Origin of the sequence: Streptomyces filipinensis (assembly GCF_014649495.1) — a bacterium.
GTDB lineage: Bacteria > Actinomycetota > Actinomycetes > Streptomycetales > Streptomycetaceae > Streptomyces > Streptomyces filipinensis.
Genome location: NZ_BMTD01000005.1, coordinates 361,937 through 387,732 on the forward strand (window position 1 = coordinate 361,937; position 25,796 = coordinate 387,732).

Here is a 25,796-nt window from a genome sequence, read left to right on the forward strand (position 1 = left end):
GTCGCGGTCCGGCGACCGTTCGTCGTACCCGGCTCACCCCCGGTCGGACCGTTCTTGCCCGCCCGGGGGGCCGCGGCACACGGTGGGCACACCGGCACGCACCACGAAAGGCACCTCATGGACCTCCTCCTCATCGGCCCGCCCGGCGTGGGAAAGGGCACCCAGGCCGCCCGGCTGCGGCAGGCCCTGGGCGTCCCCCACCTCTCCACCGGAGACCTGCTGCGCCGACATGTCGCGGAAGGCACCCGGCTCGGCGCCGCAGCCGCCGCACACATGCGGCGCGGGGACCTCGTCCCGGACGCCTTGGTGACCGAGATGGCCCTGGACCAGATCCTCGGCCCGTCCTGCGCGGCGGGCGTGGCGCTGGACGGCTTTCCGCGCACCCCCGCGCAGGCCGAAGCCCTCGACAGCGCACTGGCCGGCCAGAGGCGGGAGCTCGCCGCAGTACTCCATCTCACCGCTCCCGAGGAAACGCTGCTCCGCCGCCTGACCGGACGTCGCACCTGCCGTGGCTGCGGGGCCAGCTATCACCTGGACGCCAACAGGCCGCGGGCTGCGGGACGGTGCGACATCTGTGGGGACCGCCTCGTCCAGCGGGCCGACGACACGGCGGAGATCGCCCGGGCGCGCCTGGTGGTCCACACCCGGCAGACGCAACCGCTGCTCGAGCGCTACCGGCGGGCCGGTGTTCTCCACGAGATCGACGGCTGCGGAGACGTCGACGACGTGACCCGGCGCCTCCTGGCCCTCCTTGGACAGGGTGCTCAGTGCCGCGTACGGACCGGCAAGGGCCTCGTCACGTGGAGCTGGTCCCGTCACTGAGGCGGCGTCGACCCGCCGAACCCCTCTCCGAGCGTGGGTCCGTACGCGGGCCCCCGCGCTCCCGCCCGACCGGGCAGAGTCAGCCGCCGTCGCCGAGGCCCGGCCGTGCCGCCGGTGGGCGAGTCGCCGACGGCGTGCGCCAGGCCGGTGAGCGGTGTTCCGGAGACGAGCAGCGCGGAGAGAGGCTGCACTCCGTTTGCACATGTCCGCAGGTTGGCGCAGGGCGGTGTCTGAGGCTGATCCTTTGGAGTGGACCCCCTGACAATGGATCTTGATGGTCCAGGGAGGGATGTCCAGGTGGGACGCAAGTCTCCGTATCCGGAGGAGTTCAGGAAGGACGCTGTCGCGCTCTACCGCGCCGCTGCCGGGAAGCGGACGTACGCGGCGGTGACCGCGGATCTCGGCATCCGTGGAGTCGCTTCGGCCGAGGTCTTCGCAGAGCAGCTACGCTCGTTGAAACAGCCCGGTGTTGCAACTACCAATTGAACTCGCCCAGTACAGCGCGGCCGCCTTCGCCGAGGTCTGCCGCAGGCACGGCATCCGCCGCAGCATGGGCCTGGTCGGCTCAAGCTATGACAATGCGCTCGCCGAGTCGTTCTTGCGGGGCCTCAAGCGCGAGTTGCTCCATGGCCGCCGCTGGACCTCGAAGGCACAGACTCGCCCACGGGGATGGTCCCGAGATGGAGGAGGCCGCCTGATGGCTGGCGAAGCGCTCCCATCTGACGATCCGCCGGGGATGGGGACCATCCCCGCAGGCGCGGTTGACGTAGAGACCATCCCCGCGGGCACGGGGAGCACCGTGTCCTGACCAGTCTCGAAGATCGTGGTCGTAGGTGCGGTGGTGGATTGTCATGCCGGCGGGGGTGATCGCCTGCCAGCGCACGGGCAGCAGTTCGAGGTAGTCGCGGCCGGTGAGCGGGACGGGCATGTAGCCGGCGACGGCGACCAGCGCGGCCCACATCTGGGTCGGGGTGAGGGCCTTCTTCGGCATCAGCGGGTGGCGCAGGCCTTCGTGGGGCCGGTGGTGGTAGTGCACCAGCCACTCATCGAGCAGGTGCTGCAGTTGGGCGACGCTGTAGCAGGCGTCTTTCTCGGTGTCGGGGCCGCGGCGGGTGACGTCGGAGCCGGTGTAGCCGGGCAGGTGCTGGCAGAACAGGGCGTTGATGGTGCCGAAGGTCCGCTCGACGATGCCTTTGGCGGTGGGGGCGCGGGGCGGGGCGGGCTGGACGCTGATGCCGGGCGTTCGCAGGCGGCGGTGAAAGCGGCGGAGACGAAGACTTTGCCGCGGTCGACGACGATCGTCTCGGGCAGGACCACTGGCCGGGCCGCCGCGCCGGCCAGCCGCTCGTCGAGCGCGGCCAGTTGCTGGTGGGGGAGTGCGGGAGTGTGGTCCATGCGCAGGATGTCCGGCCAGGTTGGCCGGGCGTCGAGCGGTGGGAGGCGCCGGTAGGTCCAGCCGGGGTGCGCGCACGCCTGCGCTACCGCCTCGGCGGCCTTCCTCGCGCGTTCCCCGCCCGAGTCCGGGTGGCTGGGGCAGTCGGCGAGCATCGCGGTGCCGTCGGCACGGCGGGCGAAGAGCTGCGGCACCCAGGAGCGCACCTGGCCGCGGGGGTTATGCCACAGCAGCCGCACCGGCCGCCCTGCCAGCCCCGTCACGTTCGGGTCGCGGTCCAGGACCATCAGCTGGACACGCATCGCGTTGGACCCGGCGGCTACGTGCCGCCTGGTGGTCGCCGACCACCAAAGTCCCGGCCCCCAGCGGCGTCCCGGGACCACCGGGAACGCCGACACTGGCGGCTGTTCCTCGAACGCTACGGTCATGGCGGCATCCGCCCACCGCTGCTGGACCGCCTGTCCCACCGGGTCAAGGAACACCGCCTCGAACCCGCTGCCCTGGTCCACGGCCGCTCGCCCTGCCCGGCTCCGGGGCCGGGCCGCTCCTGTGCTGGTCGCCCGCGCCAGCCAAGCCGCTCCCGCCGACAGACGCCGCCGCTTTCAGTATTTCTGCCACGAACGAGTGCCGTATCAGCTAACAGCCGACCTGCCCGTCGACGCATCGCTCTCAGCCGTCCTGCCTGCCCGCCGTCAGCATCTGGCTGAGCACCTCAACGGGCATCTCCCAGCCACTGGGCCACCTCCTGAAGCGGCACACCGCCGTTCACCGCCGTCACCGCGCTCCGTTTCCAGGCGTTCTCGATCAGACCGGCACTGTGACCGAGCCCGCGCAGCAGCCGCCGGGCCACCTCGGCGGTCGGCCCGGTCTGCACCCCCCGCAGCTGCAGCAGCTGCTCCTCGGCGCTGTCGATAGCGCTGGTGATCAGCCTGCGCTGCTCGGCGGGCACCGCAGCCCGCCACATTGTCCCCGAACCGGGCGCCCTCTTCTCCTTGCCCAGCACTCGCAGCTGGCCGGCCATGGTCGAGCTCTGGTGTTCCTGCCGCAGCCATCACGGGTCGTTGTCGTAGCCGGGCGGGCCGTCGGCGCCGCGGCGAAGGCGGACGCTGCCCATCCACGCGATGAGCGGCCCGCCGTGGTCTGTCGCGGCCAGCGGCCCCAGCCATCCCCGCCCCAGCCGCTCACCGAGCCTGCGGCAGAACATCCCCTCGGCGGGCAGCGCCCGCGGCCGTCCAGCACCGCTGTCGGCCCACACCAGCTCGGCCATAGCCGGGTCCAGCAAAGCGTCGGCCACCGCCACCACCTCTGGGAAGACGACCGCGTTCCGCCCCGCGATCCGCCACTGATCCAGATCACCACCTGCATCACCGCCCGCGACCTGGTGCAGGCGCCGCGGCCAGATCGTCTCCCGCTCCCACCGCAGGGCCTGCTCCCACCACCGGGCCACCACCGCCTGCGCCAGCGCGAACACCCGCTCCGGCCTGGCCCCGGCCCGCACTGCCCACCGCGCCACCGAGGCCCACCGCCGCTGCGCCGCCACTACCTCCGGCAGGCCACGCACATCAAGGTGCTCCAGCGGCTGGTCGGCGTCCGCGGCCAGCAGGGCATCACCACCCACGCCCCCCGCACCGGCAGCGTCAACGGCACCTCCCGCCCGCAGCCGGCGAATCCCGCCTCGGGCGGTATCGGCGCGCACGGCAGCCGCAACCCCAAGCCGAAGAACGACAAGTAGCCGCCAGCACACGGGCCCCGCACGTACGGCGTGCGGGGCCCGGTCAGTTGGGGCCGGGAACGGGGCGCGGGCGGGCGCGCGTCACTGCCCCGGCCGCCCGTGGCCTGCGAAGCTGCCTGTACGCGGTCACCCGCCCGACCGGCGGACCATAAGCCGGTGTGGACGGGCTCGACATCGCGCACGTCGTATCGGTGGCCGCCAGCGGCACTGGGGCCACGTGGCCCGATTTGCAACAAATTGGCCACAGCGCTAGACATGTGGGGAGAGCCCGGTGTCAGATGGGCACCGTTTTCAACAGGCCCACCCTGCAAAGATGTGGGCGCTTCAGGCGAACCCGACCGCCTAGGACTCGGTCGGGTTCGCCTGATCGGCTTTCCCGACTCGCGCGGTCACGTCGCTCCTCCACGCCCACCATGTACCGGCTGGTACGACCAGTTGCTTACTTCCAGGCGGCGCTTGCGCCGATGATCGCAATGATCAGCCCAAGGGCCGTCAATCCGACCATCCAGCGGTCAGCGGGGCGCCAAGGCCGCTTCCGTGCCCGCTTTGTCCCTTTGTGGTGCTTCTTGGTGCACATTGGAGTTCCCTCCTTTCGTAGCTAGGGATGGATAGGGCATATTGCTCACCTGTCCCCACATCACCTCCAAAGAGCACGTGTCTCCATGGAAGCACAGGTATCGCGTCTGGACTAGACCTCTTCTGGACTGGACCACTTGACTGTGATGGCCCACTGACCAGCGGGAATGCTGCTTCAGGCAACGAACCAAAGAGAACGGCGGGTCGCCGGGCGCGCAGGGCCTAGTCGAGGACGCCCAGTTCGGTGTCCGGTCGGCAGTGCGGTCAGGCCGCCACGCCCTCGGTCAGCGCCCGCGGTGCGGTGGATCGGTCGACGCCCTTGCTGCGGTCCGCCGGCGTTCCAGCAGCCCCCGACGTGCACGTATACGGCGGCCGCGTCCCGGTTGAGGCCGAGTTCCAGCAGCCAGTCAGGCGTGGGCGGCCGGGTCTGCTCGCCTCGCTGTCGTTCTGATCAGTAGTTGGTGCTCTGGCCTGCATCGATCAGTTTGTGGTGCGTGGGTGGGTGGGGGATTTGCCGTGTGCGACCGTTCGTATGCGGCCCCGCTTGGACGAGCCGAGGGCGGGGGTATCCGTCGCGGGACGACGTCGTCGGGCCACTGAAAGTCGTCGGGCCACTGAAAGCAGACGATCGACGCGGAGACAGAGCCGCGTCCGCTGTCCCGCTGGCGCATCTGAGGAGTAGCGTCCTGGTGAAGATCTTGCGTTGTACCACCGCTGGCGACCGTGAGTCGTTGGGTCGGCGCGCCGCCAGTGCACACGCGGTGGTCGCGCTGAAACGGCAGGGGAGGTCACCAGTCGCCTGGCTCGTCGTCTCCGGCGTTAGCGAGCCGCTCTTCCTCCGCGAGCCGTCGTATGTCCTCGTCAACGCGAGCTGAGGTGAGTGAGGCACCTTCGCCGAACCGGATCAGTTGTTCCGCCGGGCTGTAGAAGCGGGGGGTGGCGCCGAGGCTGGCGCGGCAACCGCGGCACCGCCATGGCCGGCGCAGGGTGACCCACTGGGCGCGGGCGCACGACGGGCATTCGGTGAGGTAGGCGCTCGGCCCGTACGCCGCGGCCCAGCATGCGTGGCCGTGACGGCCGCGATAGCCGATCTGGTTCGGGCTGCGGTGGGAGGGGCAGCCCAGCAGAACCAGCTGGCCGCCGGGCCACCGGCAGCCGCAGGCGCCGGTGCATGGGCAGGCACGCGCGGTGCCGAGCTCGGTTGCCTTCTCCCGCCGCGGTGTGTGCGGGCCTTTGACTTCCAGCCATGTTCCTACCTCGGGAAGCCAGAAGTCCGGCACGTACTGAGTGCCGGAGGGAAGGGTGATCAGCTCGGGCTCGAGCATGAGGGCGATCACGGCGTTGGCAGCGGTGTACTGGACGGCACCGGCAGCGTGGGCGGTGGCGTGCCGGTTGAAGCCTTCCGGCACGGGGTGCTGTCGCCGAAACTCCTCCAGTGTCTGGGCGAAGGGCAGGAAGACAGCTGCTCTGCGGAACTGACCAATCGTGGCGTCGTCATCTACGTCGACCGTGGGGACGCTCTGCTTGATCTTGGTGTAGCCGGGCCACCAGCCCCTGTCGGTGAGCCACGCCGGGTTGGCGAAGGCCAGACCGCGAACGAAGGTGTCCCAGACATTCGCGGCGAGGGCCTGCGCACCGCTGAACATGCCGCCCCCGATCATCCGCACGCATTCCTCGAGCAAGGCCCGCTGCGCGGTAAATCGCGCGTCGGTGACGGAGGCCAGGGCCTTGCTGCATGAGGCGAGGATCTCCGTCCGGGAGTCGTCGAGGACCTTCGCGCGGGAACGAACGTCATCCGCTGCGAGCAGCTGCCGTATCACGTCGGCCGGGGGAACCCAGGCCAGGGGCACCCCTTCCAGCATCAGCCGGACCATGTCCTTGTAGGCCAAGCGCTGGCCCTGCCAGTTCTCCGGCATCATCGCGTCCAGACGTTCCAGCGCTGACCGCAAAGGCGCGACAGCCTTGGACAGGCCCTCCAGCCGCGGCGTTGGAAGTGCCACCTTGGGCGCCGGTACCAAGTTCGCAGCCACCGTCCGCCGGATGTTCTCCGTAGCCGCGTTGAGTACCTCGGCCAGCCGTGCATCGAAGCCGTTCGTCATCCAGATCCCTCCCCTGTGCCGGGGAGCATCTTCCGGCATGGAGTTGTGCTTCTCCCCGCAGAGCTGGGCGCCGTGCGACCCTCGGGGGAGGCCGACATGGCTCAGGGGATGGTGCCGCGGCAGGAATTCATCCGTCGGCGACGCAGCGCAGGGTTCGTTGGGCGACGGCATGAGCTGTCGGTGTTCCGGGAGAACCTCACCCGTACCCCGGGGAGCGAGGGGTATCAGTTCCTCTTCCACGTGCATGGTGGTCGTAGCCGCGGTCGGCGAAGAGGGAGTCGGGCGGCGGGGACGGCCGATGCGGCCGCGGACCGGCGAGCCCCCCAGGCCGGGCAGGCCCTTGACGGACGGATCGGCGAGGAACTCCTCCAGCGTGCCGCCGTGCTTGATCATCTGTCAGTGACGAGCCCGGCATACCGGCTCGTTGCCGAGTTGATCCACGGGCGTTCGCAGGGGAAGGGGTGTCATTCGGCGGTGGAGCTGCCGGGGGTGACCAGGCCTGTCTCGTAGGCGAGGATGACGGCTTGGGCGCGGTCGCGGAGGGTGAGCTTGGCGAAGATCCGGGCGACGTGGGTCTTCACGGTGGCCTCGCTGAGGGTGAGGGTGTCGGCGAGTTCGGTGTTCGACAGGCCTCGGCCCATGAGCACCAGCACCTCGCGTTCGCGGGGTGTTAGCGGAGCGAGGTCGCGGTGAAGCGGGGGTGTGCGGTCCACGGTCGCCGCAGTGGCGGGGCGGTGAGCCGCCTCGGCTTGGTCGGCCTCGCGGGTGGTCGCGTAGCGTTCGACCAGACGGCGGGTGATCGAGGGGGCGAGCAGCGCGTCGCCCGTGTTCACCAGCCGCACCGCTGCGGCGAGATGGGCGGCGGTGACGTCCTTGAGCAGGAATCCGCTCGCCCCGGCGGCGAGCGCCGCGTAGACGTAGTGGTCGAGGTCGAACGTGGTGAGCATGAGGACCCGGCAGTGCGGGAGTAGCCGCAGGACGCGCTTGGCGGCTTCCAGGCCGTCCAGGTTGGGCATGCGGATGTCCATCAGGAGGACGTCCGGGCGTAGCCGTTCGGCTTCTGCGACGGCCTGTACGCCGTCTGCGGCCTCGCCGATGACCTCAATGCCGCGCGAGGTGAGGATGAGGCGGAAGCCGGTTCGGATGAGTTCCTCGTCGTCGGCGATGAGGACCCGCGGGGCGACGGCTTCCTTCCTCGGGTCCGGTCCTGGCTCCTGGGTGTTCGGCATCCGGTCCGGGGCGTGGGGGACGCGGCGGTCGGCGGCGGGCTGGGTCACGGGCGCTCCAGGGGGATGCGTGCGCGGACACGGTACCCGCCTCCGACGCGGCGTCGGGCGTCGAAGTGGCCTCCGTAGACGGCGACGCGCTCGCGCAGACCGATCAGGCCGTGTCCAGCTCCGTCGTCCCGGCGCTGGTGGCCGGATCGGGCTCCCGTGCCCGCGGGGCCGGCGGACAGAACGCTTGGCCCGCTGTTGAGCACCTCGACCCGCAGACCGTGGTCCGCATAGCGCACCATCACGGTCGCCGTGCCGCCGTCGCCGTACTTGAGCGCGTTGGTCAGCGCCTCCTGCACGACCCGGTAGGCGGTGACGTCGATGCCGGGCGGCAACGGGCGCGGTTCCCCGGAGATGCGCACCTCGACCGGGAGGCCGGCGAAGGCGATCCGGTCGACGAGGGTGCCCAGTTGGCTCAGGCTCGGCTGGGGTGCGAGTGCGGAGGGGGCGCCCTCGTCGTCGCGCTCGGTCCGGTCGTCCTCGCCGTCCGGCGACGGCGCCAACAGGCCCAGCAGGTGCCGCAGCTCGGTCATCGCATCGCGTCCGGCACCCTCCACGGCCTGCAGCGCGGTCTCCGCCGCGTCCGGCAGGGCGGCGAGCACCTCGCGGGCCGCAGTCGCCTGCACGACCATCAGGCTGACCTTGTGGCTGACGATGTCGTGCAACTCCCGTGCGATACGGGCACGCTCGGCCGCCACCGCCGTGCGGGCCGCAGCCTCCCGCTCGCGCTCCAGCAGCCAGCGCCGGTCCTCCAGAAGCTTGCGGTAGCGGCGGCGAGCGCGCGCCAGCAGCAGGGTGGCGCCCCCGGTCGCCGCCAGGCTCACGGTCACCAGGGCGATGAGCAGCAGGCTCGTCTCCGATCTCCACACGTCGTCCATCGTGCCAGCCGGCCGAGGAACGGGCGTCCCTCTCCGGGCCCACCCCGTACATCGCCAGGATGACCGCCGCCGCGGGATACCTCCGGGGGCTGACGCTTGTGGCTGCCCACGCCGCCTACCGTCCCTGTCATGACCACCGAAGACATCAGCGGCACGACTGCGGAGCATGGTCCGGCCGCCGTGCACGAGCAGGGCGTCGTCCGGGTGAGCGACCTGCGCAAGGAGTACGGCGACACCGTCGCCCTGAACGGGGTGTCGCTGGAGATCGGCGCCGGGGAGGCGGTCGCGGTGATGGGACCGTCCGGCTGCGGCAAGTCCACACTGCTCAACATGATCGCCGGCCTTGACCGGCCGAGCACCGGCCGGGTGCGTGTGCACGGCGAGGACCTGGGCGCGATGAACGAGACCGGGCTGGCGCTCTTCCGGCGCCGCCGGATCGGCATGATCTTCCAGTTCTTCAACCTCATCGACGACCTGCCCACGATCGACAACGTCGCCCTGGCTGCCCAGCTCACCGGAACGCCCACCCGTCAGGCCCGGCGCCGGGCGCTGGAACTCCTGGACGAACTCGGCATCGCCGACCGCAGGAACGTCTACCCCGCCGCGCTCAGCGGCGGCGAGCGCCAGCGAGCGGCGGTGGCCCGCGCGCTGATGAACCGACCCGCGCTGCTGCTCGCGGACGAACCCACCGGCGCGCTGGACAGCCACGCGGGCGAACAGGTGATGGACCTGCTCATCGACCTCAACGAACTGGGCCAGACCCTGTTGCTGGTGACGCACGACCAGACACTGGCCACCCGCTGTGCCGGCCGCCTGGTGATGATGGCGGACGGCCGGATCACCGGCGAGCGGACCCTGGAGCGGTCGGCATGAGCGCGGTGTGGCGGGCCTCACGCGCGGCCGTGCGCCGCCGACGGCTCCAGACCTCCGTGATCGCTGTGGTGGTCCTCGTTTCCAGCACGGCCCTGGTGGTCGCCCTCGGGCTGCTCGACGTCACGTCCGGTCCCTTCGACCGGATCTTCGGCCAGGTGCACGGCGCGCACGTCGTCGCCACCTTCGACGCGGCGAAGGTCTCCGGCACGGAGCTGGAGCGGACCGCGAAGTGTCCGGGTGTACGGGCTTCAGCCGGGCCGTTTTCGCAAGCCGTGATCGACATGCCGGAAAGCGCGGCATCCCAGATGCCCGGAACGGCGCCCGGCCCCCTGACAGTCGTCGGGCGGCCGGACCCCGGTGGCGACGTCGACCGACTGGACCTGTTCGCCGGGCACTGGGCCACCGGACCGGGCCAGATCGTGCTGGCGTTGCCGGACGCGCCCGGGATGGGCAACGGGCCGCACTCGCCACTCGGCAAGCGGATCCAGCTGCCCGGGCAGCGGCCCCTGACCGTGGTGGGCCTCGCCTCCAGCGTGAGCGGCACCGCGCAGGCATGGGTCTCCCCGCAGCAGATCACGGCCCTGCACCCCACGACGTACCAAATGCTCTACCGGCTCGACCGGGCCACGACAGCCCGGCAGATCAGTGAGGAAACTTCGGCCATCAGCGACGGCCTGCCGCCCGGATCGCTGATCGCGCATCAGTCGTACCTGACTTTGAAGGCGCAGGTCGCGGCCAACCCCAACGTCTACGTGCCGTTCCTCCTGGCCTTCGGGGTCCTCGGCCTGCTGGTGGCCGTCCTGATCGTGGGCAACGTGGTCAGCGGCGCCGTCGTCTCCGGCTTCCGGCACATCGGTGTACTCAAGTCCCTGGGCTTCACGCCCCGACAGGTCGTCACGGTCTACCTGGTGATGGTCTGCGTTCCCGCCACGGCGGGCGCGCTGGCCGGCACAACCCTGGGCGGGATGGTCGCCCCGTTGCTGCTGCATCAGGTCTTCCAGGGCGCGGAACTCGGCACCGCGACCGTGCAGCCGACGATCGGCTCCTGGGCGTACGTGACCACCGCGCTCGGCATGCCCCTGACGGTACTGCTGGCCGCGCTGATCCCGGCCCTGCGCGCACACCGGCTCTCCGCGGCACGCGCCGTCAGCGCGGGCAGTGCACCGCACGCCGGACGGGGACCGGCGGTGCAGCGGTGGCTGAGCGGGATCCGGCTGCCGCGCTCGGTCACCCTCGGCCTGGGCCTGCCCTTCGCTCGGCCCGGACGAGCGCTGCTCACCGTCGCATCGGTGCTGCTCGGTGTGGCGACGGTGACCTTCACCACCGGTCTGTCGGCCACCATGGTCTCCTTCGGCCACACGATGCAGGGCGTCGGTAAGGTGCAGTCGACCGTCTGGCGAGGACAGCCCAGGTTCGATCAGACCGCCCCGCACCATGACGACACCGCGACACAGACGCTCCTGCGCGGTCTGCCGCATGTCGCGGACGTGGCCGCGGTGGGCTTCACCGACGCACGGATCCTCGGGCGAAGTGAGGGCGTGGCGGTCGAGGGCGTACGCGGGGGGCGGTCGACGCTCCCGGACGACCTGGCGCGAGGCCGCTGGATGCGGAGGCCCGGCGAGGTGGTGGCCTCCGGCAGATTCCTCGCCAAGCAGGCGCTGCGCCTCGGCGACTCCTTCACCCTGAGCGCGGCGAACGGCCGGCAGGAGCGCGTGACCCTGGTCGGGGAGATCCTGGCCGGGCCGGAAGACCGGATGCGCGCGGACTGGTCGACGATGACCGCTTTGACACCGGACGCGCAGGCCAACCAGTACTGGGTGCGGCTCGCTCGCGGCGCCGACTACAGCGCCTACGCGAAGGCCGTACAAGCCGCCGATCCGGGGCTGTACCCGACGAAGAACACCACGGTGAACGCGGACGCCGTGACCGTGATCAGCTCCGCGTCCGCGCTGACTCTGATGCTGACGCTGGTCGCCGCGATGGGCGTGTTCAACACCGTCGTACTCAACGCACGGGAACGCCAGCGCGACCTCGGGATGCTCAAGTCCATCGGCATGACGCCACGCCAGGTCACGGGGATGCTCGTGGTGTCCATGGCCGGACTCGGACTCATCGGCGGGATCCTGGGACTGCCGCTTGGAGTCGCCGCGTACCACGTGGTGATCCCGATCACCGAGCACGCGGCCCAACTCACCTTCCCTGCACGGATGCTGGACGTGTGGCACCCAGGGTTGATGACGTTGCTGGTGCTGGCCGGGGTGGCGATCGCCGCACTGGGTGCGGTGCTGCCGGCGCGTGCGGCGGCCCGGCAGACCGTCGCCCGCGTCCTGCACACCGAGTGACGGCCGGCGGTCGTCCCTGCTACGGCGTCGACGCGTCAGACGAGACCTCCGTCGGCCCCAGCCTCACGTGTCGGAAGCCACGACCGCGTCGGCGTGCGCGTGCCAGAACTGAACGCATGTATGGGGTCGGGTCCCTCATATGAGGGGCCCGACCCCGTTTTCGTCGTGGACAACGGACAATCTCAAACCCTGTCCATAACTTGGGCTCGCCCGCCCAGCCCGGCCGCAAGTCCGGCGCGGGCACGGGAGTGCTCAACATCGGTTCCGGTAGCCTCCACGTCACACCGGATCCCTTCCACCGCGCTCCGGAACTGCACCCGACGAATGCGAGCCAGCGGTTGTCAGGTGGCATCTTTTGGAGCTGTTCTGACGCAGCGAAGGTTGAGCGTTTCTCATCGAAGGTTGAGCGGGGAGGGTCATTCATCTCCGTCGCGCTGGCGAGCGGCGAGGATGGCGACGTCGTCCTCGTAGGCACCGTTCGCCAGGCGGGTCAGGAACGTGTCGAGCATGTCGTCGAGAGGGCCGTCCGCTGGAAGGCTCAGCGTCTCAAGCGCCTGCACCGAGTGTTCGATGTCTGTGCCGCGTCGTTCCACCAGGCCGTCGGTGTAGAGCATCCCCTGGTGCCGCGGTCCATTCGTACGGTGAGCGATTCGTAGCCACCGAGTCCGGTGCCGATGGGCGGTCCGGCCGGGAGCCACCAGACCTTGATGCTGCCGTCCGGTCGCACGGCGGCGGGCGGCAGGTGCCCTGCGCTGGCCGTTGTACAGGTGCCCGTACCGGGATCCATGAGTGCGAGAAGGCAGGTGGCGAGGCGGTCAAGGCCGAGGTGCGTGACCTGGCGGTCGAACTCGCCGAGGATCTTGTCGATGCCCGCTCCGGAAGCGGCAATGGTGCGCGGCAGCGAGCGGTACTGGCTCATCGCGACAGCGGCCTGGAAGCCGTGGCGGACCGGCTCCGGGACTGGGCGGAGGAACTGCGCCGGCGCTGACGGCAACGCCCGTCCGGAGCTTGTTGCCGCGGCTCGTTCCCGGATGCGGTGGGAGCTGCGGCGGCCGACGCTGAAGGCATGAGGGGTACAGCCACCTGGTCGGGCACGATCGCCTTCGGAATGGTCGCGATTCCCATCCAGCTGTACGCCGCCACCGAAGAGCACACCATGCGGCTCCCCGAGATCCACACCGCTGACGGCAGCCGCGTGCGGCATCGCCGCTTCTGCGCCGCGGAGGGCCGAAAGATCCCCTATTCCGAGGTCGGGCGCGGCGTCGCCCTCCCCGACGGCCGCATGCTGCCGCTCTCCGAGGACGACCTCGCCCGCCTGCTCTTGCCGACCGAACACACGATCACGGTGGCAGGCTTCATCGAGCCGGCGGGCGTGGTCCCGATCAGCTACGACCGGCCGTACTACGTCGCTCCCGCAGCGCCGGAGGCGGAGCGCCCGTACGCGCTGCGGGCAGAGGTCCTCTCCCGGACCGGGCTCGTGGCCATGGCCAAGGCCCCGATCCGTAGCCGCGAACGCAGGGCAGTGCTCCGGCCGTACACCGGAATGCTGCTGTTGCAGACCCTGCGTTGGCGCGATGAGATCCGCGACCCCAGGGAGCTCGCCCACCTGGTCCCAGCCGTCCGCTCAGCGACCGTGAGCGCCGACTGGCGGAGGTGTTGGTGCATGAAATGATCGGCGTGGACGACATGCGCATCAGCCGCCCGGACACGGTTGTTCGCTTGATTTCACCACCCTGCTGACGTGCGCTTTCATCCTGGCAGTCCTGTCGGCCCTCGCGATGATTGCGTACACCGTCGTGCAGCGAGTCTGATCCCGGCCAGGATCTGACTCGACGCAGAGGAGACGCGTCCACTGTAGTGGGCGCGTCCGCCTACGGCCCCGTATCAGCCAGGTACGGGGCCGGCCGCTGGTTCTGGTACTTGACGCTCGAGGCGCACAACCGGTGCAACCTGAGGTGGGGGACGGCAGCAGGGCGTGCACCCTCGCGAGTGGCTCCGCTGCTGGGCTCCAAGGGGGCGGGTTCCGATACACACCGGTGCACGCGGCCGTTGCGCGAGCGTCCTTGGCCGACGGGAAGTCCCCCCTCCACCGGCTTCGGCTATTCATCCTCGATGGGGCGCAGAGCGCCGGGGTCACCGAAAACGATCATGGTGTCACCGGCCCGTACGGCGGTCTCCGGATCGGGGTTGGGCTCCAGGGTGCCGTCGGCGCGGCGGATCAGCAGGGGCAGCGCGCCCCGGCACGCCTGGCGCAGGGGCTGTCCCACGAGGCGGGAGCCGGCGTCGAAGCGGATCTCCTCGATCCGGAAGTCGGAGCTGCCGGCCCGGGTGAACTCCAGGAAGTCCACCACGTGCGGGCGGACCGCCAGCAACGCCATACGCCGGCCGCTGGTGATGTAGGGAGAGACCACGCTGCTCGCGCCGGCGTGGGTGAGGCGTTCGGCCGACGCCGCCTCCGAGGCCCGCGAGACGATGGCGAGCGAGGGATTGAGGGAGTGGGCGATCAGGGTGATGTAGACGTTCTCGGCGTCCGAGTCGACCGCGCACACCAGACCGCGGGCGTGGTCGATACCCGCGCGGCGCAGCACCTGCTCGGAGGCGGCGTTGCCGATCAGGTAGGGCGCGCGTTCACGCTGCAGCCGCTCTTCCAGGGCGGAGTCGCTCTCGATCACGACGAAGGGGACGCCCTCGGCCGCGAACTCGCGGGTCACGGCCTGGCCCACCCGCCCGTAGGCGCAGACGATGAAATGGTCGCGCAGCGCGTCGATGCGGTGCTGCATCCGCCGCTTCCTTCCCGCAGGCCCGAACCGTCCCTCCACCAGTGCCGTCCCGATCAGCCCCAGGACCGCGACGAAGACCGCGACCCCCACCACCGCCAGCGCGGCGGTGAAGAGCTTGCCGGCCTCGCTGAGCCGGTCGGCACCGGAGAACCCCTCCGTGGTCAGCGTCATCACCGTCAGATAGACGGCGTCCGGCAGGGAGAACCCTAGCCGCGCGTACCCGCCGACACCGCAGGCGAGCAGCGCCAGCAGGGCGGACGCGGCCAGGAGCACCCGCCGCCCCGTACCGCGTGGCGGCCACACAAGACCTCCTGCCCTCGCCTCGCCCTGTCTTCAGTGTCCTCACCGGGCATCGGGGAGCAACACGGAAGCGGCGCCTTGAGGCCGGGCGGGGTACGTCGGATGTGCGGGGCACGTACGCCGTGCGGGCGGAGGATTTCGGTACCCGTGGGGGCTGTCAGTGCAGGATGCTGACGGCCCGCGCGATCACCAGGAGCGAGGTCAGCAGGGCGGAGACGCTCTGAATGCTCATCATGGCCTTGGCCCGGGTCGACAGCGGCATGGTGTCGGTCGGGCTGAAGGCCGTGGAGTTGGTGGTGGACACGTACAGGTAGTCCATCAGCGTGGGGACCCAGTCCGAGGTGGCGCTGGCACCCTCGGCGACTTCCTGGACGGCGTCGTCGTTCTCGTCCTGGGAGAAACGGAAGTCCGCCAGGGGCAGGGCGGAGCGGGGCACCTGGGTGCGGCTGACCGGGCCGCCCCGGTCCAGCTCCCAGTAGGCCAGCCCGAAGACGATGATGTTGGTGAGCCACACCTGCAGCGCGGCCACCAGCAGGGACCGGCCGTCCTTCACCCCGGCGTAGAGCAGCTCATGGATCAGGATGGCCAGCGCGACCAGGTTGCTGACCGCGATGACCCCGACGAGCGTCAGTGACAGCACGCGGAAAGCCTTGGTCTGCCGGGTCAGCCGTTTGGGGTTGATCGCGATGAGCGGGATGAGGAGCAGGCATTCCAGGGCGGGCAGCACGTACCGAGGGGCGATCAGCAGCCGCTGCGGCAGCAGCAGGTACAGGAAGATCGCGGCGAGCGTCGCGACCACCGCCGGCAGCCGCGCCTCTCCCCTGCGCTCATGACGAGGATGCCTGGTACTCGCATCCGCGCGCGTACGCCCCATATCCGCCTGGCCTTCCGGTCGTTGCCACGGACAATGCACGTCGCCCTGGCACTGCCTTCCGGTGCCGGCCGCCGCGCACCTTCCAGCATCTACCCCGATGCCCGCTGCCAGTACCTGCAGCTTTGCGGTCCATAGCCGGCCGCCCCACCGTTGACCGGGCTGAGCTGGACCGTACATATCCCGTACTTCGAGCGCACATACGCACCTCGGCTCGCTCTTCGGCGCGCCTACCACCGGTACGCCCGCAGGGTCGCAGCCCCCGCACCGGCGTCTTCGCCTCCGCCGTCGGACCTCGGAGCCCCGACGCTGCGCGCCGCTACGTCAACGCTTCTGTCTCCTGGCTGGGTGACGGAGTAGGGGACGGGCGGAATGGGCGACCCGGCCGCCGCCGGGGACCGGGACGCGTTCGATCCGGTTACGTGGCGGCCCGCCCCGCCCGTGCCGCATGTCAGCGCGGCGGACGCGGTCCACGCCGAGCACACCTTCTACACCACCTGCGGCAGTTCGCTGTCGGTCAAGGCGGCCATGCTGGCGGTGGCCGGCACGAGAAGCTCCTGATCGGCCGGGACGCCCACAAGTCGGTCGTCTCGGGCCTGGTCTTGTCGGGGATCACACCCGTCCGGGTGGAGCCGCGCTGGGACGCGGAGCGGGCGCTCGCTCATCCGCCGTCGGCGGACGAGTTCGAGGCGGCCTTCCGGGCGCATCCGGACGCGAAGGGCGCGCTGACCACCAGCCCCACCCCTTACGGTGCGTGCGCGGACCTGCGCGCGGTGGCCGAGGTCTGCCACGGCCGCGGGGTGCCGCTGATCGTGGACGAGGGCCTGGGGCGCGCACCTGCCCTTCCACCCCGACCTGCCGACGTGGGCGATGGACGCCGGTGCCGGCATCTGCGTGACCAGCATCCACAAGATGGGCAGCAGGCTGGAGCAGGGGTCCGTCTTCCACCTCCAGGGCGACTCGTGCCACCGCAGGTGCTGAAGATGCGCGCGGACCTGCTCGGCACGACAAGCCCCTCGGTCCTCATCTACGCCGGCCTGGACGGATGGCGCCGCCAGATGGCCCTGCACGGCCGCACACTCATGGACGGGGCGCTGCAGCTGGCCGCCGAGGTGCGGTCCGCGATCGAGGACATGGACGGGTTGCACGTCAACGACCGCGCCGACTTCTGCGGGCCCGACCTCGGACGACTTCGACCCGCTGCCCGTCATCATCGACATCTCGCAGCTCGGCACCACCGGCTACCAGGCGGCCGACTGGCTGCGCGCACACCGCGGCATCGACGCCCATCTCACGGACCATCGGCGGATCGGCGCTCAGATCACCCACGGCGACGATCAGGAGACCGCGAAGGAACTGCTGACGGCACTCAAGGATCTGACGCACGTGGCCCCGGATCTGCCGGCCGGCCCGCGCGTGGATGTTCCGAAGCCCGCCGAGCTGAGGATGGAACCGGCTGAACCAGGAACGCGAGGCCGGACAGTGCACTCGCGATCAGGCGATTCCGGGGGAATGCGGGTGTGGGCGGTCGTTCAGAACCTGCCGATGAGGGAACAGAGGGGCCTATGCGTGCTCGGGCGCGTGGAAGCACGCCAGTGAAGATCTACTCATCGCACGGCGCCACGGAACACGAAATCCCGGGCGCTGTCATGACGGATCAGGTGCCGGCCGGTGGGGTGGGGCGCAAGGCGAGCAGGGCGATGTCGTCGGTGCTGTCGGCGCCGAGCCCCCTCAGCAGTTCGTCGCAGAAGACGTCCAGGGGTTCGCGGGCGAGGGCGGCGGTGTGCTGACGCAGCCGAGTCAGCCCGTGGTCGAGGGATTCGCCGCGGCGCTCGATCAGTCCGTCGGTGTACAGCAGCACGGTGGAGTTGCCGGGCAACTCGTCGACGGCGGTCGGGCGGCGGTGCTCGGGATCCATGCCGATCAGCAGTCCCGCGCCCGTCTCCAGGTAGCGGGTGTCGCCCGCGGTGGTGGTCAGCAACGGCGGCAGGTGCCCCGCGGAGGAATGGTGCAGGACCCATGGGCCTTGTTCCGCGCGGTGTTTGACCAGGCAGTAGATGCACGTCGCGGTCGCCCCCTGGATCAGCGTGTGACTGGCGATATCCAGCCGGCGCAGGACCTCGCCCGGGGGCTCTTGGCGGTCCACGGCGATACCGCGCAGCATGTTGCGCAGCGCGCTCATGGCGACCGCCGCCTGCAGGTCGTGTCCGGTCACGTCGCCGATGGCCAGGACCGTGTCGCCCTGGGGGAGGACGAAGGCGTCGTACCAGTCACCGCCGACCTGGGCGATGGCCTGCGCGGGGGTGTAGCGGGCGGTGATCTGAAGGTCGCGGACTTGCGGCAGCTCGGGTAGCAGGGCGCGTTGGAAGCGTTCGGCGATGTGCCGGGTCTGCTCGTACAGCCGCGTGTTGTCCACCTGCAGCGCCAGGCCGCGGACCAGGTCCTCCATCGGCGGGAGATCGTCTTCGGTGAAAGGATGGTCGGCATCGGTGCGGGCCACGGTCAGGGCGCCGAGGACCTCGCGGCGGGACCGCAGTGGGGCGATGACAGCGCTGCGGGCACCCAACTGCTCGAACAACTCCAGCTGCCGGGCGTGCAGCGCGTTTTCCGCCTGGCTGGGCGGGAGCATGTCGGCGAGCAGTAGCGGCCCTGCCCCGCGCAGTACCCGCGGCAGCGGCCCGCCGTCCTCCTCCGGTACCGGCGGCAGCGGCCCCTCGTAGCCTCTCGGAGCCAGCGCCTCGGGGGTGCGGTGGACCACGACGGCCCGCTCCAGCCGGCCGCCCTCGTCCAGCAGGTCAACCGTGCACCAATCCCCTAGCCGCCCGGTCAGCACCCGGCACGCCCGCCGCAGCCCCTCCAGCAGGTCCAGCGTGCTGGCCAGCGCCGCCTGGGCATCCGCCAGCAACGTCAGCCGGTCCAGCAGCGCCTTGTCGCCTCGATCATCGCCCATGCCCTCCACCTTCCTCCCCGTTGGCCCGCGACGACAGCACCACCCGCCTTCCTGCGCGCCGGACCAGCACGGTGGGGCCGACCACAGGCCCGACCATGCCGTGCGCGACCCTCGACCACGGCGCCGGACCGGGCGTGTCCGAAGTGACACGTAATTCGAACAAGCGATCTAATGCGGCTATGGACGTGACCGACTTCCCCGACGACCTGGTGCAGACGCAAGCCGCCTGGAACGCCACCTACCAGGCACTCGCCGCACCCCGCCCGCGCGACACCACCGCCCTGCGCCGCCGCCTGCTGCTCCTGTCCGTCCGGCTGTGGTGGCACCCCTACTGGGAGACCGTCCCCTCGGCGCCGGCGGCACGGTCCGAGCTGCGCCACCTCGCCCGCGCCCACGGAGCCGTCCGGGCCGCGTGAACGGTCGCCCCGGTCGACCAGGAGCACGAGGTTGCGGCAAGGGTTGCGCCTATCTGTTGCGCTGGGGGTTGCGCCCAGGGTTGCGCTAGGTGTTGCGCGGCCCGCAGGACGGTCCCCGTGTCCGCGCAGGTCACCACGCTGTTTTGCCGTGGTCGGCCTGCTGACATCCCCGTTGCGGCTGCTTTGCCCATCTCCCTTGGCTGGTGTGAAGGAGGAAGGGACGGGCGGGATGGGCGGTGCGGCTGCGGCCGGGGATCGGGGCGCTTAGCCGCTTTCGGCCCACCGCCTTGAGGATGCGCCGACCTGCCGGGGCGGCGTCCAGCGCATCCGACTCGCCCAGCAGCGACAGGAACGGGCGCACGGTGTTGTAGCGCAGCGCGAGCTTCTCCCGCATCGCCGCCTCGGCCGACCCGTCGTCCTCCGGCACCAAGGCCTCCACGGTTGCGACCGCCCCGGCCACCGCAGTACGCGGGACGGCCTCCTCCACCGCCGCCCACAGCGTGGCGACGTCCAGGTCCGTGCCCGCTGCGGCGACCGGGTCCAGCTCCTCCGTGAGGATCTTCGACGCCTTCGCCAAGACGCGGGCCGCCTTCTCCCACTGCGGCAGCATGGCCAACCGGTCACGGTCCGACGCCCGGCGGGCGGGGCTGATCAGCCGGTCGCCATCAGCAGCGCGAACAGGTCGAGGGCGTCGTCGACCGCCTGCGCCGCCATCTGGCGCACCACCGTTGTCAGCAGCGCGGTCCGGCGCGGCTCCGGTGCCAGCTCGATCGTCTGCGCCTTGCTCAGTTGCCCGTACCGGGCCAGCGTGGACAGCCGGTCTATCGGCACCCGGGAGAGGTTCACGCGCCCCAGGCCGAAGGCGGAGATCTCCTCCACCCGTTCCATGGCCCGCATCATCGCGGTACCACCACGGACCGTACGGCTGCGGTCGGTGAAGCCCCGCGCTCCTTCAGGTGGTGGAGAGCCCCACGGCCGTCCTGATGTTGGGCGGCAGCACCGTCTCGGCATTGATACGCGCCGACCTGACTTGCTCCGGCGTCAATCCCGGGACATCGGTAAGGTTCGCCCAGCTCAGGTCGGCGCGGGTGAGGTCCGCCCCGAACAGGCGGGCGCCAGCAAGGTAAAGGGTTGCGAAGGAGAGCATTTCGCTTTGGTCGACGTGCGCGCGCGATTTTGGACGCGTTAGAGAGGTCAAGGCCACCTGGACATCTGCTTCCGGAATCGTGGGTAGCGAGGTGTCCGTCGGGGTCGGCTCGCCGTCCGGGGCATAGCCTGGGCGGGGCGGAGCGCGGTCGCGCACGAAGTGGCCCAGCACCTGGGCGGCGTGGGTGGCCTGCTCGGGGGCATCCTGGACGACCTGCTCCAGCGCCAACACTCCGCCGATCCGCACATATCTCTGGTCGGACCCGAGGCGTTCCAGGGCTTTGGTGAACCGGTCGGTGACCTGCCCGCGCCGGGTCAGCCGGTAGTTGCGGATCGTCTATACCAGGGCCACTCCGGCCCCGGTCGCGGCCGCACACGCGACGAGGGCGGTGCGCAGGCCAGTGACCAGCGCGGCCGAACCTCCGGCTTCACCCACCGTGGCCGTATCGAATGTACCCCTTGTCGAGCAGGTACGGCCCTCGCCACACCAGCCAGGGCAGACCGATCACCAGGGCCAGGGCGCCCTTCAGGACGAGGACCCAGGAACCAAGCAGGTGCGGCGAGCCCGCCGCCGACAGAGCGCACTCGTCCGCCGCAGATGGAGCGCAGTCTTCACACCTTCTGCCTAGGGGAAGCGGCCGCGAGATTGTGGCGCCACTCCGGGCCGCCGGTGGCGGTACACCCCGGAGGAGGCGCCCAAAGCCGAACACCACGAGACTCGAACGCGCCCGCGCCTCCGCCGTCCGGAGCCCGGTTCGGGTACGCGCGCGTGTCCACCGAGGGGCAGTTGCTCGATCGGCGGATCGCGGTGCTGGAAACGGCGCACTGCGTGCGGGTCTTCGCCGACAAGAAGTCAGGGAAGAACGCGGAGCGCGAGGAGTTGTGGAAGTGCCTGGACTACCTCCGGCCCGGGGACACCCTGGTGGTGCCCTCCCTCGACCGGTTGGGCCGCTCGATCCAAGGCCTGATCGCGTTCGTCTCCGGCCTGCGGAAGCGCGGGATCGGCTTCCAGTCGCTGCACGAAGCGCTGGACACCACGACCCCAGGCGGCCGCCTGGTGTTTCACGTGTTCGCCGCGCTGGCGGAGTTCATCCGAGAGCGCATCGTGCAGGACACCCACGAGGGCCTAGCGGCAGCACGGGCACGGGGCGAGCGCCTCGGCCGCCCGCCCGCCATGACGGAGGACCCTGTGCGCCCCGCTCGCGCCCTGCTTGCGCAGCCGAAGAACACGATCACCTCGTCGAGCACTCGCTGGAGCGGTGGCTGTGGCGGGTGGGGCCGGGGGTGGGTCAGGCGCCCGCGTGCAGGTACCCGGCCCAGAGCGACGGGGTGCCGGGGAACTCGTCGCGCAGCGCCAGGACCGACGTCCGGAGCGCGGCCGCGGAGCGGGCGCAGTGCAGGCCCTCGGCGTCCGACAAGGACGCGTAGAAGCCCTTCGCCACCGTCGCCGAGATCACGTCGTCCACTTCCCACAGCGTGCCCACCACATGCCGGAAACCGGCCAGTTGGAACGCGCTGGTCAGGTGGATGGCCTCGTCCAGGAGATCCGACGCGGCGGTGTACGTCGTCCGGCAGGCCGACAGATAGGCCAGCTCGGCCCGCTCCAGCGCCACAGAGGCGACTCCGGCGACGGTCAGCGCGCTCGTCTCGTGGTCCCACAGCAGCAGTCGGCTGCGCGAGGGATCGACGGCATCGGTGACCGCATGACACGCCAGGTGGATCACCCGGGCGTCGATGAGCCCGGCCAGGACCGCCGCCCGCGTGGCCGTACCGGTGACGACCGTCGGGTCCGGCAGCACCGCCGCCACCGCGTCCGCCTCCTCTGAGGCCCCGAACAGTGGAGGGGCACCCGGGGTGGCCGGCATGGCGACGATCAGCGAGCACCCGGGTCCGCCACCGGCCGGCCGCGGGCGTCGGGCGTGCCGCAGGGCACGGATCGTGGGCGTGTAGGAGGACACGACCCGGTCCAGGACCGTACGGTCACCGCCCCCGGCGGATTCGGCGTGGTGCCCGGCGGCGTGCAGCGGCAGCGAGCCCAGCAGGCCGCCGGGGGACCACCACACACGGGGCGGCTCGCCGCCGCGCCCGGAACCCGGGCCGATGCCCAACGCCAGCAGGACCGGCTCCGCGGCCACGTCCCAGAGCCACCCCAGGATGCCGCTCAGGGTCCGCTGCGCCTCCCGTTGGGCAGGCCAGTCGGTCTCCGGGTCCGCGACGACGGCGAGCGTGTGGTGGAAGAGGTCGGCCTGTGAGGTCAGCTCCGTGTGCGTGAGGCGGGGCAGCGGCAGGTGCCGCACACCGCCGCTGGTGACCAGGAGGGCGTCGCAGCGTGCCTCGGCGCAGTTGAACACCACGATCGGTCCCGCTTCCGCCGTGGCGAGGAGCGCTTCGGGCTCCGGCGGCCGGGCGAACGAGGCGAAGCCCTCCAGGCCGCGGATCTCCTCGATCGTGGCCGTGAGTTCGGTGGCGGCCCGGGGGCGGTCCAGGGTCCCGTCGTCCTCGCTGTCGAGGAGGTTGCGCAGGTGTACGAAGCGGTCGGCGAGCCCGGGATGGCTTTGCCGCAGGTCCGAGATGTCACCGCGGGTGTCCAGCATCTGGCTGAGGAGGACCGTGCGCCCCTGTTCCAGGCTCTGGAGGGCGCTGCGCGCGGCGTACGGCAGGAGGGGCAGGTACGGCACGTCCGGGTGCCGCTGCTCACCCGCGTCGAGGGCCGCGGCCGCGGTGAAGGTGACCAGGGCTGAGTGGTCCTTCACCGCGTGTTGCTGATCGGCCCGCGCGATCCGGCGCGGGGCGGCGAGGGGGATCAGTTCGACTGCGTACTCCAGGAGCTCGAGAGCGGCCAGCACGTCCACGGGATAGAGCGTGACCGCGGCCGCCTGTGCCGAGCGGATGCGATGGGATGCCGCGAGGGTCTCGCTGCCGGCCGCCTTTTCGAGATCGGTGACGGCCTCCACGATGCTGAAGGGGATCACCGTCCTGTCAGTGAGCTCGCTGAACGCCCGGAACATCGCGTCCGGTTCGGTCGCCTCGGCCTGTTCCTTGTGGGCGATCCCCAGGTTGTGGTGGAACATCCCGAGGGCGGCGTGGTCGGGCGGTGCGAGGTCGACGACGCGTCGGCACAGGGCGACGAGGTCGTCCACATCGACCCGTTCGGGATTTCGCCGCCGCTCCTCCAGGAGCGCGCCCACCAAAGAGGTGAGCGTCGGCAGCGCGACCGGATCGTTCGCCGGTACCGCGTCGGCGGCGCGCCGTGCGTGCACGAGGGCCTCGTCCAGATCGGCCGGTCCGCCGCTGTGGTCATAACGGCGCAGGAGCGCGCTGCTGAGCCCCGACAGCACGATCGGCGTCTCGGATTCGTCCGGTTCGCACGACTCCACCGCGCGCCGCAGCAGGTCCACGGCCTCGTCCAGTTGTGTGGAGTCACGGGTGCGGTCGAAGAGCTGATGGAGTGCGAAACCGAGCCCGTGCAGCTCCCGGGTCCTGATGGCAGCGGCAGTGGCGTGCAGCCGCCGCAGCGTCCGCACGGCGTCGTTCAGGTCGTCGAGGCTGCCGGTGCGGGCGCCCCGTTCGGCCAGGGCCGTGCCGAGGTGGTACAGGGCGTCCACCCCGACGGGGCCGTGGAGCTGGTCCTCACCCACGGCGCGCACGGCCTCGCGGTCGCGGTCGACCGCCTCGTCCAACGCGGCGAGGTCCCCGGTGTGCTGGTAGAGGTAGACCAGCGACATGCCGAGCTGCACCAGCACATCGGGGCGTGCGGGATGGACGTCCGGGGCCGCCCCGAGCGCCATGCGGCAGGCGGCGACCGCCTCCCGGAGTGCGTCGAGCCCCTGGCCTGCGCGGTACCGGGCGCGGTGCACCTGGGCGGCCAGCCAGCCGAACAACAGCACGCCGTCGGCCGAGGACACCTCGCGGACGGCGGCCGAACCCAGAAGCTCAGCGGCCTCGTCGAGGTCCTCGGGCCGGCGCGAGAGGACGTACCGGAACCACAGGGCCCGGGGGAGCGCCCGGGTCAGGACGGCCCGGAGGTGGGGCGGCGCCTGGTGGCCGTCCCGGTCGGCCAGTCCGGCACGGATCACCGTGACGGCCCGCTCCACCGTGACGGCCCGTTCCACGTCATCGGCGGCAGGCTGCCGCTCGATGCGCTCCAGGCGGGCGATGGCCAGTTTACGGAGAAGGTCCCAGCGGAGGGTGATGTCGTCGTCGGGCATGAGGGCCAGCGCCTGCTCGTAGGCGTCGACCACGACGTCCAGATCGTCCGGCCGTTGATCGCGCTGGTACCGCAGCCAGTAGGCGTGGGCCTGCCTCATCGTCACGTACGCACGTTCGTGCACCGTGTATGTGTCTGGCCCCTCGCGCTGAAGCGCCGTCCACTGCCGGATCGCCTCGTCCAGGTCCGCCCTGTCGGCGCCCGTCGTGAAGCGCTCCTCCAGGCCTTCCGCCACCGCCTCCCGCGCGTAGGAGCGCAACTCGGGGAAGTCCAGGACCGCGCGGCCCGCCGCCAGCACGTCGTCCCACCGGTGTTCCGCCCGCGCACGAAGGACCCGGTCCCGCAGCAACGAGGTGAGCATCCCCATGAGACCGTCCCGGCCAGCGGTGGTGAGGGGCTCCCGCAGTGCGAGGACGCACGCCTCGAACGCGCTACGCAGATCGTTAGCGGATCCGGTGAGCCCGTGGCGACGGGCCAGGGCGATGGCGAGGTTGCCCCGGATGCCCGGCCCGCTCGGGTGGCCGGCCGGCGTGACCCGCGCGGCCCGGCTCAGGAGGCCGATGGCCTGTAACAAAGCAGTGACGTCGCCCAGGACGTCGTACCGCGCGTACAGCACCGTTCCCAAGCCGCCCAGATGGACGCCGTACTGGTCGTTGTCCCGGTCGGCGTGCTCCAGCAGGAACCAGCACCATGCGGCGAGCTCGGACAGGTTCTCTCCGACGTCGCCCTCGCCGGTGAGGGCCTGGGCGAGCTGGGTGTCCACGTGCGTGCTGTACGCGTCCGCGATCTCCGTCCTGAGACCGTCGGGGATGAGGAACATCCGCTCGGGGAAGAAGTGCGGAGCCAGCATACGCACCGCGTCGTCGAGATCGGACTGCGCGCCGTGCCGTTCGTACCGGTGCCAATACAGATGGCCGAGGACAGCCGTGACTTGCTCGTTCGTGGGATCGTCGGCGACCAGCCGTGCCAGGTCGGCCATCAAGGCGGGGTCCGGGTCGGGGGAGGGCCCCGCCCCCAGCGTCTGCAGGGCCCGCACGGCCCGCGCCAGCAGCTCGTCACGTGATTCCCGGCCCGGCTCGCCCACCACAGTCGCCCCCAACTAACTTCTACCGCCGCCCCATTCATGCATGATGCCCT

22 protein-coding genes and 3 pseudogenes are annotated in these 25,796 nt (G+C 70.9%); 10 read left to right on the forward strand and 15 right to left on the reverse strand.

Going from position 1 to position 25,796, the window contains the following annotated elements; translation table 11 throughout:
- Positions 1 to 117 precede the first annotated feature (117 nt).
- Together IE244_RS14965 and IE244_RS14970 are read left to right on the forward strand one after the other, a co-directional pair.
- A complete protein-coding gene (locus IE244_RS14965) occupies positions 118 to 822 on the forward strand; it encodes an adenylate kinase (protein ID WP_191874001.1) in 705 nt (234 codons plus the stop codon).
- A 490-nt stretch (positions 823 to 1,312) separates the two neighbouring features.
- Positions 1,313 to 1,483, forward strand: a pseudogene (locus tag IE244_RS14970) (IS3-like element ISRhosp1 family transposase); the annotation flags it as partial.
- A gap of 329 nt (positions 1,484 to 1,812) precedes the next feature.
- Here IE244_RS14970 and IE244_RS41960 read toward each other — a convergent pair.
- From IE244_RS41960 to IE244_RS41970, 3 genes are all read right to left on the reverse strand, one after another.
- Positions 1,813 to 2,724 carry a TnsA-like heteromeric transposase endonuclease subunit gene (locus IE244_RS41960; protein ID WP_229854117.1) on the reverse strand — a complete coding sequence of 304 codons (912 nt, stop codon included), beginning with the start codon at positions 2,722 to 2,724 and terminating at the stop codon, positions 1,813 to 1,815.
- A 203-nt stretch (positions 2,725 to 2,927) separates the two neighbouring features.
- Complete coding sequence (locus tag IE244_RS41965) at positions 2,928 to 3,236, reverse strand: hypothetical protein (RefSeq protein ID WP_229854118.1); 309 nt, start codon at positions 3,234 to 3,236, stop codon at positions 2,928 to 2,930.
- A gap of 30 nt (positions 3,237 to 3,266) precedes the next feature.
- Positions 3,267 to 3,728, reverse strand: coding sequence for a hypothetical protein (locus IE244_RS41970; RefSeq protein WP_229854119.1), 462 nt, complete (start codon positions 3,726 to 3,728; stop codon positions 3,267 to 3,269).
- Positions 3,729 to 3,782: 54 nt separating this feature from the next.
- On the opposite strand from IE244_RS41970, the gene IE244_RS14985 reads away from it, so the two are divergent.
- Positions 3,783 to 3,947 (forward strand): hypothetical protein, encoded by a 165-nt coding sequence (locus IE244_RS14985; RefSeq protein WP_191874092.1) that lies wholly within the window; start codon positions 3,783 to 3,785, stop codon positions 3,945 to 3,947.
- A 1,364-nt stretch (positions 3,948 to 5,311) separates the two neighbouring features.
- Here IE244_RS14985 and IE244_RS14990 read toward each other — a convergent pair.
- The 3 genes from IE244_RS14990 to IE244_RS15000 form a co-directional block, all read right to left on the reverse strand.
- The gene (locus IE244_RS14990) at positions 5,312 to 6,622 is read right to left on the reverse strand and encodes a hypothetical protein (protein WP_191874002.1); all 1,311 of its coding nucleotides are present in this window, start codon (positions 6,620 to 6,622) and stop codon (positions 5,312 to 5,314) included.
- Between the two features lie 464 nt (positions 6,623 to 7,086).
- On the reverse strand, positions 7,087 to 7,851 hold the full coding sequence (locus IE244_RS14995) for a response regulator transcription factor (RefSeq protein WP_191874086.1): 765 nt from the start codon (positions 7,849 to 7,851) through the stop codon (positions 7,087 to 7,089).
- Between the two features lie 44 nt (positions 7,852 to 7,895).
- Positions 7,896 to 8,774 carry a sensor histidine kinase gene (locus IE244_RS15000; RefSeq protein ID WP_191874003.1) on the reverse strand — a complete coding sequence of 293 codons (879 nt, stop codon included), beginning with the start codon at positions 8,772 to 8,774 and terminating at the stop codon, positions 7,896 to 7,898.
- Positions 8,775 to 8,903: 129 nt separating this feature from the next.
- Between IE244_RS15000 and IE244_RS15005 the strand changes: the two genes are divergently transcribed.
- Both IE244_RS15005 and IE244_RS15010 read left to right on the forward strand, forming a co-directional pair.
- Entirely contained in the window at positions 8,904 to 9,647 is a 744-nt protein-coding gene (locus IE244_RS15005; protein ID WP_191874004.1) for an ABC transporter ATP-binding protein, read from the forward strand.
- Positions 9,644 to 11,989: an ABC transporter permease gene (locus IE244_RS15010; protein WP_191874005.1), complete on the forward strand. Its 2,346-nt coding sequence runs from the start codon at positions 9,644 to 9,646 to the stop codon at positions 11,987 to 11,989. Before IE244_RS15005 ends, IE244_RS15010 begins: the two co-directional genes overlap by 4 nt.
- Before the next feature lie 416 nt (positions 11,990 to 12,405).
- Here the strand turns inward: IE244_RS15010 and IE244_RS42780 are convergent, their stop codons facing one another.
- Both IE244_RS42780 and IE244_RS43155 read right to left on the reverse strand, forming a co-directional pair.
- Entirely contained in the window at positions 12,406 to 12,603 is a 198-nt protein-coding gene (locus IE244_RS42780; RefSeq protein ID WP_191874006.1) for a SpoIIE family protein phosphatase, read from the reverse strand.
- Positions 12,528 to 12,890, reverse strand: coding sequence for a SpoIIE family protein phosphatase (locus IE244_RS43155; RefSeq protein WP_373305747.1), 363 nt, complete (start codon positions 12,888 to 12,890; stop codon positions 12,528 to 12,530). Before IE244_RS43155 ends, IE244_RS42780 begins: the two co-directional genes overlap by 76 nt.
- Here IE244_RS43155 and IE244_RS41975 point away from each other — a divergent pair.
- Positions 12,816 to 12,977, forward strand: coding sequence for a hypothetical protein (locus IE244_RS41975; protein ID WP_229854142.1), 162 nt, complete (start codon positions 12,816 to 12,818; stop codon positions 12,975 to 12,977). The genes IE244_RS43155 and IE244_RS41975 overlap by 75 nt on opposite strands.
- 78 nt (positions 12,978 to 13,055) lie before the next feature.
- Complete coding sequence (gene ku, locus IE244_RS15025; RefSeq protein ID WP_191874008.1) at positions 13,056 to 13,661, forward strand: non-homologous end joining protein Ku; 606 nt, start codon at positions 13,056 to 13,058, stop codon at positions 13,659 to 13,661.
- A gap of 427 nt (positions 13,662 to 14,088) precedes the next feature.
- Here the strand turns inward: ku and IE244_RS15030 are convergent, their stop codons facing one another.
- Together IE244_RS15030 and IE244_RS15035 are read right to left on the reverse strand one after the other, a co-directional pair.
- The gene (locus tag IE244_RS15030; RefSeq protein ID WP_191874009.1) at positions 14,089 to 15,072 is read right to left on the reverse strand and encodes a potassium channel family protein; all 984 of its coding nucleotides are present in this window, start codon (positions 15,070 to 15,072) and stop codon (positions 14,089 to 14,091) included.
- 154 nt (positions 15,073 to 15,226) lie between these two features.
- Complete coding sequence (locus IE244_RS15035) at positions 15,227 to 15,868, reverse strand: hypothetical protein (protein WP_229854120.1); 642 nt, start codon at positions 15,866 to 15,868, stop codon at positions 15,227 to 15,229.
- 531 nt (positions 15,869 to 16,399) lie between these two features.
- Between IE244_RS15035 and IE244_RS15040 the strand changes: the two are divergent.
- Positions 16,400 to 17,392, forward strand: a pseudogene (locus IE244_RS15040) (aminotransferase class I/II-fold pyridoxal phosphate-dependent enzyme); the annotation flags it as partial.
- A 205-nt stretch (positions 17,393 to 17,597) separates the two neighbouring features.
- On the opposite strand, the gene IE244_RS15045 reads toward IE244_RS15040, so the two are convergent.
- Complete coding sequence (locus tag IE244_RS15045) at positions 17,598 to 18,890, reverse strand: PP2C family protein-serine/threonine phosphatase (protein ID WP_191874011.1); 1,293 nt, start codon at positions 18,888 to 18,890, stop codon at positions 17,598 to 17,600.
- 179 nt (positions 18,891 to 19,069) lie between these two features.
- Here IE244_RS15045 and IE244_RS15050 point away from each other — a divergent pair, with 179 nt between their 5' ends.
- Positions 19,070 to 19,306, forward strand: a complete 237-nt coding sequence (locus tag IE244_RS15050) for a DUF8825 domain-containing protein (RefSeq protein WP_191874012.1) — start codon at positions 19,070 to 19,072, stop codon at positions 19,304 to 19,306.
- Positions 19,307 to 19,436: 130 nt separating this feature from the next.
- Here the strand turns inward: IE244_RS15050 and IE244_RS15055 are convergent, their stop codons facing one another.
- From IE244_RS15055 to IE244_RS15065, 3 genes are all read right to left on the reverse strand, one after another.
- Positions 19,437 to 19,922 carry a hypothetical protein gene (locus IE244_RS15055; RefSeq protein ID WP_191874013.1) on the reverse strand — a complete coding sequence of 162 codons (486 nt, stop codon included), beginning with the start codon at positions 19,920 to 19,922 and terminating at the stop codon, positions 19,437 to 19,439.
- 35 nt (positions 19,923 to 19,957) lie between these two features.
- Positions 19,958 to 20,194 (reverse strand): hypothetical protein, encoded by a 237-nt coding sequence (locus IE244_RS15060; RefSeq protein ID WP_191874014.1) that lies wholly within the window; start codon positions 20,192 to 20,194, stop codon positions 19,958 to 19,960.
- A gap of 64 nt (positions 20,195 to 20,258) precedes the next feature.
- Positions 20,259 to 20,684, reverse strand: coding sequence for a pentapeptide repeat-containing protein (locus tag IE244_RS15065; protein WP_191874015.1), 426 nt, complete (start codon positions 20,682 to 20,684; stop codon positions 20,259 to 20,261).
- Between the two features lie 366 nt (positions 20,685 to 21,050).
- Between IE244_RS15065 and IE244_RS15070 the strand changes: the two are divergent.
- Positions 21,051 to 21,593 (forward strand): annotated as a pseudogene (locus IE244_RS15070) (recombinase family protein); the annotation flags it as partial.
- A gap of 148 nt (positions 21,594 to 21,741) precedes the next feature.
- Here the strand turns inward: IE244_RS15070 and IE244_RS42785 are convergent.
- Entirely contained in the window at positions 21,742 to 25,758 is a 4,017-nt protein-coding gene (locus tag IE244_RS42785) for a CHAT domain-containing protein (protein WP_191874016.1), read from the reverse strand.
- Positions 25,759 to 25,796: the final 38 nt, after the last annotated feature.